We start from the raw sequence: 12,674 nt of genomic DNA, 5'->3' as shown, positions 1-12,674 counted from the left end.
TACCCCGAATTCAGGAGCGCACCGTGTTCGATCCCGCACCCGGGAATCCCTACCCCGACAGCGTCCACGCGGACGGGGCGCCCGCCGCGCACGCCCTGCTGGCACCCGTGCTGGGCCTCCTCGGCACCTGGCGCGGCACGGGCCGCGGCGAGTACCCGACGCTCGACGAGGACTTCACCTACGAGCAGGAGGTCACCTTCAGCCACGACGGGCGCCCCTTCCTCCGCTACGACTCCCGGGCCTGGCTGACCGACGCCGAAGGACGGCCGCTGCGCCCCTCGGCCAGGGAGAGCGGCTGGTGGCGGCTACAGCCCGAAGGCCGGGTGGAGGCGCTGATCACGCAGCCCACCGGCATCGCGGAGATCTCCGTCGGCCGGGCGGCCGACGGCACGGTCGACCTCGCCACCCACGAGGTGGCCCTCACCCCCACCGCCAAACAGGTGGACGCCACGCGCCGCCGCTACACTCTGGCCGGGCCCGGCACGCTCACCTTCGAGCACGACCTCGCGGCGGTCGGGGTCCCGCTGCGCCACCATCTGGCGGCGCGGCTGACCCGCGACGACCACCCGGCGTCCACACCCGGACAGAAGCGGTAGATCGGGCCGCCGCCGTGCCTCAGTACCGCAGGGCGGCGACGATCCGGCCCTGTCCGGCGAGGGCGTCCGCCGGGACGAAGCGGACCTGCGCGCCCGTTTCCATGGCCTGTTCCACCACTTCGTCGACGATGTCGTCGTGGGCGTCCAGATCATCGGCGTCGGCCGGTACGAGATGCCCGTCCGCCTCTCGTACGGTCGCCCGGTAGGTGTCCTCCACGGCGAGCAGCCGCACCCGTCCCTCCGTGGCGTGGTGCCAGACCTCGTCGAGCCCCGCGGCGAGCCGCTTGTGGTCGCGGGCGTCCTCCAGCTCGCGGAGCGTGGTGCCGAGCTCCGACTCGTCCCGCGCGGCGAGCAGGGGCGCCATCGCCTGCCGCACCTCCGCCGCCGTGCCCCCGGCGAGCCCGCCGTACGGGACGGGCGTGGCCCCTTCGGTGAACATGCCGAGCTCGTCGAGGAGGGAGAGGGCGGCGGCCTCCCCGGCGACGTACACGGGCCGGGGCCGGACGGCGAGGATGCCGCCGATCGCCCGGACCGCCTCGCGCAGGAAGCCGCGGGTGTGCTCGGAGCGGAAGGTGCTCGGCAGATCGCCGATCCGTTCCTTGCGCTCGGCGTCGGGGTCGTCGAGGTCACGGGTCAGCGGGAAGCCGTCGGCCGCGTGCTCGGTGACGTCCGCCGCCGTGCCGTCCCACAGCGTGACGCGGCCGGCGGCTACGGCGAGCAGCCAGTAGGCGTGCTCGGCGGCCTGGGCCGCCACGAGGTTGCGGGTCAGGAAGGTGTCCGAGAGCACCACGCGCGCGGGCACCGTCCGGGCCAGCGACCACACCTGGTGTTCGCCCGGCGCGGCGAAGAGCGCGAGGCCGTCCTCGGTGTGCACCGGGTCGATCTCGGCCACCGCGCGGTCCAGCGCCGTGACGACCTCGGCCCGGCGCTCCTGGGTGACGGCGGGGTCTTCCCGGAGCCGCTTGCCTGCCTCGGCCACCAGATTGCGCAGCCGCACGGCGTCCTGTGCCTTCTCCGGTCCCGCGCGGTGGGTGGGCAGCAGCACCGTGACCGCGGGGTAGGGGCGCGGCCTGCGGAGGTCGGCGAGTACGTCCGGGGTGAGGGAGGGGTGCATGGCGGCCTTCCGGAACGGGGGCGGCGGCGATGAAAGCACCATATGCCGGACAGGGGGCCCTCGCTTCCCGGCGGTCGGCGGCCTCGTACCCCCAGGAACGCCTCCGTCCCCGCCGGCCCGCATGCGCGGGGCGGGCGACGGGGACGGATGGCTGCTGCGATCAGCCGGTGGCGGCGGGAAGCATGCCCTCGCGCAGGTTCGCCAGGGTCCGGGAGAGCAGCCGGGACACCTGCATCTGGGAGACGCCGAGGCGCTCGCCGATCTGGGACTGGGTCAGCTCCTCCACGAAGCGCAGATGCAGGATCTCGCGGTCGCGCTCGGGCAGCTCCGCGATGAGGGGCGCGAGCGCGTGGAAGTCCTCCACCAGCTCCAGGCCGGGATCGATCTCGCCTATGAAGTCGGCCAGCGGCGTCTCGTCGGTGGAGTCGCCGTGCAGGACCGCGTCGAGAGAGGAGGAGTTGTAGCCGTTGGAGGCGAGGCGGGCCTCGGTGACCTCTTCGGGGGTCAGGTTCATCAGCGCGGCCAGCTCGTCGACCGTGGGGGAGCGGCCGAGGCGGCTGCTGAGCTCCTCCGTGGCCTTGGCGAGTTCGACCCGGGCCTCCTGGAGGCGGCGGGGAACGTGCACGGCCCAGGACGTGTCACGGAAGAAGCGCTTGATCTCACCGACGATGTAAGGGACCGCGAACGTGGCGAACTGGACCTCGCGGGAGAGCTCGAATCGGTCGATGGCCTTGATGAGGCCGATCATGCCGACCTGGACCACGTCCTCCATCTCGTCGCTGCGGTTGCGGAACCGCCCTGCGGCGTAACGGACCAGGGACATGTTCAGTTCGATCAGCGTGTTGCGGACGTACTGGTGCTGATGTGTCCCCTCCTCCAACACGGCGAGCTGGTCGAAGAACAACTGGGACAGGGCGCGGGCGTCCTTCGGCGACACCGCCTGCGGGTCGACGATCTCCGGCAGGTCCGTGACCGCCGGCACCTCCGCGACGCCGGTATCCGTCTTTGTTCCGATGGCCATCGTCATGTCAACCTCTCAGTTCGCCAGCCGACGTCCTCTCCTACGGGCTGGTGGCGCCCGGTTACCCCTCCTTCCGCGCTTCATGTCCCCGACGACGGCGCGGAGTCGGGTGACGTGGGCCACACGGCTCCCGGGCGGTGGTGCGGAGGGGCGGCAGGGGGCGGCCGTGCACGTTAAAGACGTGCACGTTAAAGACCCGGGTTCGGGGGCAAGAGGGTCTTTCGTACAGTCCACCCCTGAACGAGGAGGGGCGTATGCGGACGGACCATGCACGGCACAGTGTCAGGCCGTTGGACCGCGCGGTCTTCGGCAACCGGCCGGAAGTCGTGGCGCAGGCACGGGACTTCGCCCGCGCCTTTCTCGGCGGACTCAGTCCGGCCCTGGAGGAGCAGGCGGCGGCGAGCGTCGAACTCACCGTCTCCGAACTCGTCACCAACTCGGTACGGCACGCCCACGGCACCTCGTGCTCGCTGCGGCTCGCGGCCGACCGGCAGACGGTGACGGTAGCCGTCACCGACGCGGACCCCCGCCCCCCACGAGAGCGCACCCCGGACCTGGCAGGCGGCACGGGCGGCTTCGGCTGGCCCATGGTCCGAGGCCTGGCCAGGGCGGTAACGGTCAGCACGGGTCCCCAGGGCAAAACGGTACGGGCGCACTTGCCGCGGTAGCGAGACCACGGCGCCCCGACGCCGACCGCGCCCGCCGCCGCCCCGCCGAGTACGCCGTCACCGAACCCCACCGCCCCACCGCCGTGGCAGAAGCAGCCGCCCCAGCCCCGTGAGGCAGGAAGAACTGCGGTGAATGGGGGGTTGTGCAGGATACTTTCCCGGCCCCCCCCCTTGTCGCGGAGAACCATGCACGCATACGGTGTCCATACGCGAGGTTCTCCCGTGGAAGGTGGGTCATGACGGAAATTCTTGTGCAGGCGGGTACGGAGGGTGCGGTTCCTTCCGCTGAGGAGCGGGTGGTGGACCACCCGGCGTGGCCGGTGCTCAAGGAGGCCGTGGAGGAGATCAGGCCCTGGCAGTCGCAGGACGGCTCCATCGACTTCGACGCGGAGGGCGCCCCGGCGAGGGCCGTGGCCGATCTCGCCGTGGACCGCGTCGTCTCCGCGGTCGAGGAGCTCGCCCCGCTGCTGCCGCACGACGCCGCGTACCACAAGGCCCTCGTGGGCGACCTGCGCCGCTGGTCCGACGGCGGCTTCGAGGTGCCGGACTTCCTCGACTCGCTGCTGGCCTTCCAGCCCGCGGCGCACCGCGAGGACGGCCTGCAGCACCTCGTCGTCTTCCCGATGTACACGCAGAACGGCAACCCCGACCGCAACCTCGAAGCGGTCGTGCTGCGCATGGTCTGGCCCGAGTGGTTGGCCGATCTTGAGCGCACGCGCTACGACAACCCGCTGTTCTGCGGCATCACCTTCGAGGACTTCACCTCCGGGTACGACACCAACTCGGCCGTCCTCTTCCCGGAGACCATCGCGGTCCGCGAGGCGCCCGAGCGCTTCTCCTGGGGCGGCATCTTCTGCGACCGCGAGGCGGCCCGTTTCCGCCGCGTCACCGAGGCCGCCGTGGACCTGCTCGGCCTGGAACTGCCCGAGGACATCCGCGCGATGGTCGGCGACCAGGACCGCTGCCAGCAGGCGTTCGTCCTGTGGGACATGGTCCACGACCGCACCCACAGCCACGGCGACCTGCCCTTCGACCCCTTCATGATCAAGCAGCGCCAGCCGTTCTGGATGTACGGCCTCGAAGAGCTGCGCTGCGACCTCACCGCCTTCAAGGAGGCCGTGAAGCTGGAGGCCGACGGCGTCCCGCAGGGCCGCGACGTGCAGTACGCGGTGCTCTTCGACCGGATGTTCCGCTTCCCGGTCACCGGCGAGCGCGTACGCAACTACGACGGGCTCGGCGGCCAGCTCCTCTTCGCGTACCTCCACAAGCACGACGTCGTCCGCTGGACCGACAACCAGCTCAGGATCGACTGGGAGCGCGCGCCGCAGATCACCAACCAGCTCTGCGGCGAGATCGAGGACCTCTACCGCGCGGGCATCGACCGCCCGAAGCTGGTCCACTGGTTCGCCGCGTACGATCTGGTGTCGACGTATCTCGCCCCGCACCCGGGATCCCGCTGGGCCAAGGGCCCGGACGCCCTGGACACCTCGCTGCCGCCGCGCAAACTGGTGGACGAGGTGCTTCCCGACGAGTTTCCGCTCAGCATGTTCTATGAGGCGCTCTCCAAGAAGCTGAAGCACGTGATCGCCTCCACCAAGGGGATCACTGCTTCCTCGGGCGCCGAGAAGGTCGCCGCGTGAGCGGCCGCCAGGAGGAGGCGAGGAAGATGTCCGCACTCGATGGGGCCGTGGTCGCGGTGGCCGGAGCCGCAGGACCCGCCGGACGAGCCGCTCTGCTGAGGCTCGCCGAGGCGGGAGCCACGGTCGTGGCCTCCGACGCCGACCCGGTCCGCCTCGCCGAAGCCGTGGACGCCGCCCGGTACGCGCACGGCGGCGCCACCGTCATAGGCGACACGGTCGATCTGCTGGACCTGGACGCGGCCCGGGAGTGGGCGACGCGCACGGAGAAGGAGTTCGGGCGGATCGACGGCCTGGTCCATCTCGTCGGCGGCTGGCGCGGCAGCAAGAGCTTCACCGAGACCGACCTCGCCGACTGGGACTTCCTGGAGAAGCTCCTGATCCGCACGGTCCAGCACACCACCCTCGCCTTCGAGGAGGGGCTGCGGCGCAGCGACCGCGGGCGCTATCTGCTCATCAGCGCGGCCGGCGCCTCCAAGCCGACCGCGGGCAACGCGGCGTACGCGGCCTCCAAGGCGGCGGCCGAGGCCTGGACGCTCGCCCTCGCCGACGCCTTCCGCAAGGCGGGGGGCGAGCAGGGCCCGCGTGCGGCGGCTGCCATCCTGGTGGTCAAGGCGCTGGTGCACGACGCGATGCGCGCGGAGCGGCCCAACGCGAAGTTCGCGGGCTTCACGGACGTCAAGGAGCTGGCCGATGCCATCGCCGACGTCTGGGAGCGGCCCGCCGGTGAAGTGAACGGAAACCGCCTGTGGCTGACAGAGAAGCCGTGACCGAACGCGACCGGGCCGCCGTGACCGCCGCCAGGGAAGCCGTGAACCCTCCGAAGACCGACGCCCGGCGTCACCACGACGTCGGCCTGCGGGGCTTCGCGAGCGACAACTACGCGGGCGCGCACCCCGAGGTCATGGCCGCCCTGGCACTGGCCAACGGCGGCCACCAGATCGCGTACGGCGAGGACGACTACACGGCCCACCTCCAGCAGGTGATCCGCGGCCACTTCGGACCCACCGCCGAGGCGTTCCCGGTGTTCAACGGCACGGGGGCCAACGTCGTCGCGCTCCAGGCGCTCGCCGACCGCTGGGGTGCGGTGATCTGCGCCGAGTCCGCGCACATCAACGTGGACGAGGGCGGCGCCCCCGAGCGCATGGCGGGGCTCAAGCTGCTCACGGTGCCGACGCCGGACGGCAAGCTCACGCCCGAGCTGATCGACAAGCAGGCCTTCGGCTGGGACGACGAGCACCGGGCCATGCCGCAGGTCGTCTCCCTCGCGCAGAACACCGAGCTCGGCACGCTCTACACGCCCGACGAGATCCGCGCGATCTGCGACCACGCGCACCAGCTCGGCATGAAGGTGCACCTCGACGGCGCCCGGATAGCCAACGCCGCGGCGGCTCTCGACGTGCCCATGCGGACGTTCACGAACGCGGTGGGCGTCGACATCCTGTCGCTCGGCGGCACGAAGAACGGCGCGCTGTTCGGCGAGGCCGTCGTCGTCATCAACCAGGACGCGGTGCGCCACATGAAGCACCTGCGCAAGATGTCGATGCAGCTCGCCTCGAAGATGCGCTTCGTCTCCGTCCAGTTGGAGGCGCTGCTCGCCAAGGACCTGTGGCTGCGCAACGCCCGGCACGCCAACGCGATGGCGCAGCGCCTCGCGGAGGGCGTCCGATCGGTGCACGGCGTGGAGATCCTCCACCCCGTGCAGGCCAACGCCGTCTTCGCCCGGCTGCCGCACGACGTGAGCGAGCGGCTCCAGAAGCGCTACCGCTTCTACTTCTGGGACGAGGCGGCCGGGGACGTGCGCTGGATGTGCGCGTTCGACACGCGCGAGGAGGACGTCGACGGGTTCCTCGCGGCGCTCAAGGAAGAGATGGCGGGCTGACCGCCGCCCGGGCCACCCCGCAAGGCGCTGCATAGTTATGCGGCCCATCGTAAAGTCATTGACTGACGGTGGGTCGTATTTCTATGCTCGCGTGCCATGCAGCTCATCCAGCGAGACCCCGACCTGTCCGCGTATCTGGCCGCCGACGAGGCCATCGACCACCATCACCCCGTCGTACGCGAGACCGCCGCACGCCTCGCGAGAGAGGCCACGGATTCCTACGCGTACGCCCGCGCCGCATACGTCCACGTACGGGACACCGTTCCGCACTCCGCGGACAGCGGCGACATGCGCGTGACCTGGCGGGCCTCGGACGTCCTCGAACAGCGCACCGGCATCTGTCACGCCAAGGCACACGCCCTGGCCGCGCTGCTGCGCGCCGAGGACATCCCGGCCGCGCTCTGCTATCAGCGGCTGGCCTACGACGGGGGAACCGGGCACTGCCTGCACGGGCTCGTCGCCGTGCGGTTCCGAGGCGCCTGGCACCGGCAGGACTGCCGCGGCAACAAGCCGGGCGTCGACGCGCGGTTCTCCCTCACGGGGGAGCGGCTGGCCTGGACACCGGACACCGACGCGGGCGAGGTGGACCACCCGGGCCTCTACGCCGTGCCGGACCCGGGTGTCCTGCGGGTCATGCGGAGCGCCCCTGACAGGTCGTACCTGTGGGAGAACCTGCCCGACACGCTCCGGGCGCCCGAGTGACTCAGCCGGCCTCGAGGGCCTTCACCTCGGCAGGGGTCGGCGCCGTCCCGCCGAGGTGCGCCGGCATCCACCACGTGTCGTCAGGGCCCTTGGGGCGTACGGGATAGGCGCGCTGGGCGGCTTCGAGCAGCTCCTGGCACCGCTCGCGCAGCCGCCGAGTGATCGCGCCCGCGTACTGGTCCTTGGGTGCTTCGATGGGCTCGCCCACCCGGATCGTGATCGGCGTGTGGCTGCGCTTGAAGTTGCGCGGCTGGCCCTTGGTCCACAGCCGCTGCGTGCCCCACAGGGCCATCGGGATGAGCGGGACGCCCGCCTCCTGGGCCATGCGCGCGGCGCCCGACTTGAAGGACTTCAGCGTGAAGGACTGCGAGATCGTCGCCTCGGGGAAGACGCCGATGATCTCCCCGGAGCGCAGCGAGTCGAGCGCGTGCGCGTACGCCGTCTCGCCCTGCTTGCGGTCGACGGGGATGTGCTTCATCCCGCGCATCAGCGGCCCGGAGATCTTGTGCCGGAACACCGACTCCTTGGCCATGAAGCGCACCAGCCGCTTCTGCGGCAGGGCGGCGAGGCCGTCGAAGATGAAGTCGAGATAGCTGATGTGGTTGCTGACGAGGACCGCGCCGCCGGTGCGTGGGATGTTCTCCGACCCCTTGCAGTCGATCTTCAGGTCCCATGCCTTGAACAGCGTTTTCGCGGCACCGATGACCGGACGGTAGACAAGCTCTGCCATGGGTGGGGAGGGCCCTTCGTGTCTGCCTTGGGAGGGGGCTCCCGGCGGGAGGTTACGCAGCCGTAGGTTTTTCGGCGTTGCGCAGATCGTGCCCCAAGAACGGACGAGTGACCAGCCTTGGTGCCGCCAATCCGGGAGATTCTCGTCACGTCGGAATTCTTACGGCCGCACAAGCGCTGAACTGGGACGGAACCGGATCAAGGAATGCGCGGGCGGGAGGCAGTACGTGCCAGGAGGCGACATCGGGCAACGGCTCGGCGCGGCGGACATCGGGGAGGAATTGGGGGAACGGGCGACGCTCGTGCAGTTCTCCAGCGCCTTCTGCCGGCCCTGCCGCGCCACTCGCGCGGTCCTCGCGGACGTGGCCGGGATGGTTCCCGGCGTGGCCCACGTGGAGATCGACGCCGAGGAGCACCTCGCACTCGTACGGGAGCTGCGGGTCGAGAAGACGCCGACCGTGTTCGTCCTCGACGCGCTGGGCCACGTGGTGCGCCGCGCCGCGGGACAGCCCCGCAAGGCCGATGTGATCGCCGCGCTCGGGGAGGCCGTATGACCCCCCGCGGCCCGAGCGGCGGAGCGCCGGTCAGTGACGCATCTTTCATCCGCAGGGCTGGGCTTGACTGTACGAGCCGACTGTCGCGAGCCTGCTCACATGTCCAGGGACCCCCTTCCATGAGGACGACTCAGTGACGGCATCGCCCGCCATCGGCGCCCGCACGGCCACCCCCGACCTGCTGCGCTCGGTCTTCCGGCGGCACGCGGCGGGGGTCGCCGTGATCACCGCGGCCCACGGCGGCCGCCCCGTCGGCTTCACGGCCACCTCGCTCACCTCGGTCTCCGCCGAGCCCCCGATGATCTCCTTCGGCATCGGCACCGGCGCGTCGAGCTGGCCCGCCGTCAGCGCGGCCGAGCATGTCGGCGTCCACATACTCGGCGAGCACCAGCGGGAGCTCGCCGGCACGTTCGCGCGCAGCGGAGCCGACCGCTTCGGCGCGCCCACCGAGTGGCACGAGGGGCCCGAAGGGGTACCGGTGCTCGGCGGCACGCTCGCCTGGATGGTCTGCCGGATCGTGGCGCGGGTGCCCGCGGGCGACCACCGGCTCGTCCTCGCGGAGGCCGTCGCGGGGGACCCGGCGGGCGAGGGACGGCCGCTCCTGTACCACCACGGACGCTTCAACGCGCTGCGCGACTGAGAGTTCCCGGAAACGGGGGTTCGCGGCCGATCGCGCGGCGTTGGGAAGGTCACAGTTCAAAGCGCTTGCTCAGCGGGAATGAACTGGGTGTACTCATGAGTAATATTTCGATCGGAGCAGGGGCCTCCCCGACCGGAGTCCACCGCTTCAGGCGCCTATGCTGCCTGCAAGAAGGCAGTGGCCGAAGCCAAGGCAGCAGCCCAGTAAAGACGATGCAGTAGGAGAGCCGGCGTGAGCTTGAGGATCGTTGTCTGTGTGAAGTACGTGCCCGACGCCACCGGCGACCGGCACTTCGCCGATGACCTGACCGTCGACAGGGACGACGTCGACGGCCTGCTGTCGGAGCTCGACGAGTACGCCGTCGAGCAGGCGCTGCAGATCGCCGACGAGGCGGACGACGCGGAGATCACCGTGCTGACCGTCGGCCCCGAGGACGCCAAGGACGCGCTGCGCAAGGCGCTCTCCATGGGCGCCGACAAGGCCGTCCACGTCGAGGACGACGACCTGCACGGCACCGACGTCATGGGCACCTCGCTGGTGCTCGCCAAGGCGATCGAGAAGACCGGCTTCGACCTGGTCATCGCCGGCATGGCCTCGACCGACGGCACGATGGGTGTGCTGCCTGCGATCCTCGCCGAGCGCCTGGGCGTCCCGCAGGTCACCCTGCTCTCCGAGGTCTCCGTCGAGGACGGCGTCGTCAAGGGCCGCCGTGACGGTGACGCCGCCTCCGAGCAGCTCGAGGCGTCCCTGCCGGCCGTCGTGTCCGTGACGGACCAGTCGGGCGAGGCCCGCTACCCGTCCTTCAAGGGCATCATGGCCGCCAAGAAGAAGCCGGTGCAGGCGTACGACCTCGGTGACCTGGACATCGAGGCCGAAGAGGTCGGTCTTGAGGGCGCCTGGACCAAGGTCGAGTCCGCCACCGAGCGTCCGGCCCGCACGGCCGGCACGATCGTCAAGGACGAGGGCGAGGGCGGCAAGCAGCTCGCCGAGTACCTCGCGGGCCAGAAGTTCATCTAGCCGCCGGCGGGCCCGGGGTATGCCCAGGCCGGCCCAGAGGCTCGAAGAGCCCGCCAACCGCCTCCCAGATTCTTCGCACTCGCAGGAGATTGAAGTCCCATGGCTGAAGTTCTCGTCTACGTCGACCACGTGGACGGCGCCGTCCGCAAGCCCACCCTTGAGCTGCTGACCCTGGCCCGCCGCATCGGCGAGCCCGTCGCCGTCGCCCTGGGTGCCGGCGCCGAGGCCACCGCCGCCACGCTCGCCGAGCACGGCGCGGTCAAGGTCCTCACCGCCGACGCCCCCGAGTTCGCCGACTACCTCGTCGTACCGAAGGTGGACGCGCTCCAGGCCGCGTACGAGGCCGTCTCCCCGGTCGCCGTGCTCGTGCCCTCCTCGGCCGAGGCCAAGGAGATCGCGGGCCGCCTCGCGGTCCGCATCAAGTCCGGCATCATCACCGACGCCGTCGACCTGGAGGCCGGTGACGAGGGCCCGGTGGCCACGCAGTCCGTGTTCGCCGCCTCGTACACCACCAAGTCCCGCATCTCGCAGGGCACCCCGGTCATCACGGTCAAGCCGAACTCGGTCGCCGTCGAGGCCGCCCCGGCCGCGGGCACCGTCGAGGCCCTCAGCGTCTCGTTCTCCGAGAAGGCCACCGGCACCAAGGTCGTCGCGCGCACCCCGCGCGAGTCGACGGGACGCCCCGAGCTGACCGAGGCCGCGATCGTGGTCTCCGGCGGCCGCGGCGTCAACGGCGCCGAGAACTTCTCGATCATCGAGAACCTCGCCGACTCGCTCGGTGCCGCCGTCGGCGCCTCCCGCGCCGCCGTCGACGCCGGCTGGTACCCGCACTCCAACCAGGTGGGCCAGACCGGCAAGTCGGTCTCCCCGCAGCTCTACATCGCCTCCGGCATCTCCGGTGCGATCCAGCACCGCGCGGGCATGCAGACCTCGAAGACCATCGTGGCCATCAACAAGGACGCCGAGGCCCCGATCTTCGACCTGGTCGACTACGGCGTGGTCGGCGACCTCTTCGAGGTCGTCCCCGCGCTCACCGAAGAGGTCAAGACCCGCAAGGGCTGATCCCGTCGCGCGTACGAGGCCCCCGTCCCGCCCGTGTGGCGTGACGGGGGCCTTCGCGCGTCACAGCGTCAGGGTCGCCTGCACCGGCAGGTGGTCGCTCGGGTACTGCCCGCCGAGCGAGAACGTGTTCATCGACACCGCGTGGACCTGCGCGCTGGGCCGCGTCAGAATCCAGTCGATGCGGTTGCCGTTCGGCGTGAGCGGCTTGTAGCCGTGGTACGTGGCGTACGCCCTGCCCCGCTGCTTCGCCACGTCCCAGGTGTCGACGAGACCGGCGCGCAGCAGCGTGTCGTGGACGACGTTCTTGTGGGCGGTGGCGTTGAAGTCGCCCGTCACGACGACGGGCAGGGAGGCGTTGAGGCGGCCGACGCGTTCGGCGATCAGCGTCGCCGAGCGGGCGCGCGCGTTCTGGCTGATGTGGTCCAGGTGCGTGTCGAGGACGTACAGCTCGCCGCCGGTGTTCAGGTCCTTGAAGCGGACCCAGGTGGCCATGCGGACCGAGCGGCCGCCCCAGGTGTTGGACGCGATGACGTACGGGGTGTCCGAGAGCCAGAAGTGCTCGTACTCCAGGGGGAGGAGCCTCTTGGTGTCGTAGAAGACCGCCATGAACTCGTCGCGGCTGCCGCCGCCGCTGCCCGTGCCGATCCAGTCGTAGTCCGCGCCGAGGTCGGACTCGATGTCGCGGAGCTGCGAGTAGAGGCCCTCCTGGGTGCCGATGACGTGCGGCTTGGCGCGGAGCAGCAGTTCCTTGGTCACCGGGCGGCGCTGGGCCCAGGTGTGCGGCGGCTTGTCGCTCGCGAAGCGGAGGTTGAACGTCATGACCTCCAGGCGGGCCCCCGGCGCCTGCCTGCGGGGCAGCGCCTGTGCCGCGTACGCCGGACCGCCGGACAGTGCTCCGCCGGACACGGGGAGCGCCGCCGTCGCGGCGAGCGCGGCCCGCAGACCGGTACGGCGCGAGAAGCGGGAGTCGATCGGCACACGGTCTCCTTCGGTTCGGGCCGCGCGGTCCTGGCCGTGGCCGCGCGGGGATGGGGCCACACTGACCAAGAGGG

General features: G+C 71.0%; 14 protein-coding genes. 10 read left to right on the top strand and 4 right to left on the bottom strand.

The annotated features are described in order from the left end of the window. Window positions 1-23: 23 nt before the first annotated feature. Window positions 24-596, top strand: coding sequence for a heme-binding beta-barrel domain-containing protein (locus tag ACZ6JY_RS16870; RefSeq protein ID WP_469196674.1), 573 nt, complete (start codon window positions 24-26; stop codon window positions 594-596). A gap of 19 nt (window positions 597-615) precedes the next feature. Here the strand turns inward: ACZ6JY_RS16870 and ACZ6JY_RS16865 are convergent, their stop codons facing one another. Both ACZ6JY_RS16865 and ACZ6JY_RS16860 read right to left on the bottom strand, forming a co-directional pair. Next, entirely contained in the window at window positions 616-1,710 is a 1,095-nt protein-coding gene (locus ACZ6JY_RS16865; protein WP_469196672.1) for a baeRF3 domain-containing protein, read from the bottom strand. A gap of 160 nt (window positions 1,711-1,870) precedes the next feature. Continuing rightward, a complete protein-coding gene (locus ACZ6JY_RS16860; protein WP_469196670.1) occupies window positions 1,871-2,737 on the bottom strand; it encodes an RNA polymerase sigma factor SigF in 867 nt (288 codons plus the stop codon). A 248-nt stretch (window positions 2,738-2,985) separates the two neighbouring features. Here ACZ6JY_RS16860 and ACZ6JY_RS16855 point away from each other — a divergent pair, with 248 nt between their 5' ends. The 5 genes from ACZ6JY_RS16855 to ACZ6JY_RS16835 all read left to right on the top strand — a co-directional run bounded on the left by ACZ6JY_RS16855 (window position 2,986) and on the right by ACZ6JY_RS16835 (window position 7,620). After that, window positions 2,986-3,399: an ATP-binding protein gene (locus ACZ6JY_RS16855; protein ID WP_469196668.1), complete on the top strand. Its 414-nt coding sequence runs from the start codon at window positions 2,986-2,988 to the stop codon at window positions 3,397-3,399. 236 nt (window positions 3,400-3,635) lie between these two features. Next, on the top strand, window positions 3,636-5,039 hold the full coding sequence (locus ACZ6JY_RS16850) for a DUF6421 family protein (RefSeq protein ID WP_469196666.1): 1,404 nt from the start codon (window positions 3,636-3,638) through the stop codon (window positions 5,037-5,039). 26 nt (window positions 5,040-5,065) lie between these two features. Next, window positions 5,066-5,806, top strand: coding sequence for an SDR family NAD(P)-dependent oxidoreductase (locus ACZ6JY_RS16845; protein WP_469196664.1), 741 nt, complete (start codon window positions 5,066-5,068; stop codon window positions 5,804-5,806). Window positions 5,807-5,847: 41 nt separating this feature from the next. Next, window positions 5,848-6,918 carry a threonine aldolase family protein gene (locus ACZ6JY_RS16840; RefSeq protein WP_469196963.1) on the top strand — a complete coding sequence of 357 codons (1,071 nt, stop codon included), beginning with the start codon at window positions 5,848-5,850 and terminating at the stop codon, window positions 6,916-6,918. A gap of 96 nt (window positions 6,919-7,014) precedes the next feature. Next, window positions 7,015-7,620 carry a transglutaminase domain-containing protein gene (locus ACZ6JY_RS16835; RefSeq protein WP_469196662.1) on the top strand — a complete coding sequence of 202 codons (606 nt, stop codon included), beginning with the start codon at window positions 7,015-7,017 and terminating at the stop codon, window positions 7,618-7,620. A 1-nt stretch (window position 7,621) separates the two neighbouring features. On the opposite strand, the gene ACZ6JY_RS16830 is transcribed toward ACZ6JY_RS16835, so the two are convergent. After that, window positions 7,622-8,350, bottom strand: a complete 729-nt coding sequence (locus ACZ6JY_RS16830) for a lysophospholipid acyltransferase family protein (RefSeq protein ID WP_447036006.1) — start codon at window positions 8,348-8,350, stop codon at window positions 7,622-7,624. Between the two features lie 196 nt (window positions 8,351-8,546). On the opposite strand from ACZ6JY_RS16830, the gene ACZ6JY_RS16825 reads away from it, so the two are divergent. The 4 genes from ACZ6JY_RS16825 (at window position 8,547) to ACZ6JY_RS16810 (ending at window position 11,622) form a co-directional block, all read left to right on the top strand. After that, window positions 8,547-8,903: a TlpA family protein disulfide reductase gene (locus ACZ6JY_RS16825; protein ID WP_469196962.1), complete on the top strand. Its 357-nt coding sequence runs from the start codon at window positions 8,547-8,549 to the stop codon at window positions 8,901-8,903. A gap of 133 nt (window positions 8,904-9,036) precedes the next feature. Next, window positions 9,037-9,543 carry a flavin reductase family protein gene (locus tag ACZ6JY_RS16820; RefSeq protein WP_469196660.1) on the top strand — a complete coding sequence of 169 codons (507 nt, stop codon included), beginning with the start codon at window positions 9,037-9,039 and terminating at the stop codon, window positions 9,541-9,543. 231 nt (window positions 9,544-9,774) lie between these two features. Further along, window positions 9,775-10,560 (top strand): electron transfer flavoprotein subunit beta/FixA family protein, encoded by a 786-nt coding sequence (locus ACZ6JY_RS16815; protein WP_469196657.1) that lies wholly within the window; start codon window positions 9,775-9,777, stop codon window positions 10,558-10,560. Between the two features lie 99 nt (window positions 10,561-10,659). Continuing rightward, window positions 10,660-11,622 (top strand): electron transfer flavoprotein subunit alpha/FixB family protein, encoded by a 963-nt coding sequence (locus tag ACZ6JY_RS16810; protein WP_469196656.1) that lies wholly within the window; start codon window positions 10,660-10,662, stop codon window positions 11,620-11,622. A gap of 60 nt (window positions 11,623-11,682) precedes the next feature. On the opposite strand, the gene ACZ6JY_RS16805 is transcribed toward ACZ6JY_RS16810, so the two are convergent. Continuing rightward, window positions 11,683-12,600: an endonuclease/exonuclease/phosphatase family protein gene (locus ACZ6JY_RS16805; RefSeq protein ID WP_469196654.1), complete on the bottom strand. Its 918-nt coding sequence runs from the start codon at window positions 12,598-12,600 to the stop codon at window positions 11,683-11,685. Between the last annotated feature and the right edge of the window lie 74 nt (window positions 12,601-12,674).

It is taken from the genome of Streptomyces sp. NPDC046335 (genome assembly GCF_055587985.1).
Note: the sequence above shows the minus strand (reverse complement) of the source record. Positions and strands in the feature narration are given on the sequence as shown.

Bases quoted from the DNA above. Each gene is read 5' to 3' on its own strand.
- ACZ6JY_RS16845 (WP_469196664.1), top strand. From the start codon at position 5,066: ATGTCCGCACTCGATGGGGCCGTGGTCGCGGTGGCCGGAGCCGCAGGA.
- ACZ6JY_RS16865 (WP_469196672.1), bottom strand. From the start codon at position 1,710: ATGCACCCCTCCCTCACCCCGGACGTACTCGCCGACCTCCGCAGGCCG.
- ACZ6JY_RS16835 (WP_469196662.1), top strand. From the start codon at position 7,015: ATGCAGCTCATCCAGCGAGACCCCGACCTGTCCGCGTATCTGGCCGCC.
- ACZ6JY_RS16855 (WP_469196668.1), top strand. From the start codon at position 2,986: ATGCGGACGGACCATGCACGGCACAGTGTCAGGCCGTTGGACCGCGCG.
- ACZ6JY_RS16830 (WP_447036006.1), bottom strand. From the start codon at position 8,350: ATGGCAGAGCTTGTCTACCGTCCGGTCATCGGTGCCGCGAAAACGCTG.
- ACZ6JY_RS16850 (WP_469196666.1), top strand. From the start codon at position 3,636: ATGACGGAAATTCTTGTGCAGGCGGGTACGGAGGGTGCGGTTCCTTCC.
- ACZ6JY_RS16860 (WP_469196670.1), bottom strand. From the start codon at position 2,737: ATGACGATGGCCATCGGAACAAAGACGGATACCGGCGTCGCGGAGGTG.
- ACZ6JY_RS16810 (WP_469196656.1), top strand. From the start codon at position 10,660: ATGGCTGAAGTTCTCGTCTACGTCGACCACGTGGACGGCGCCGTCCGC.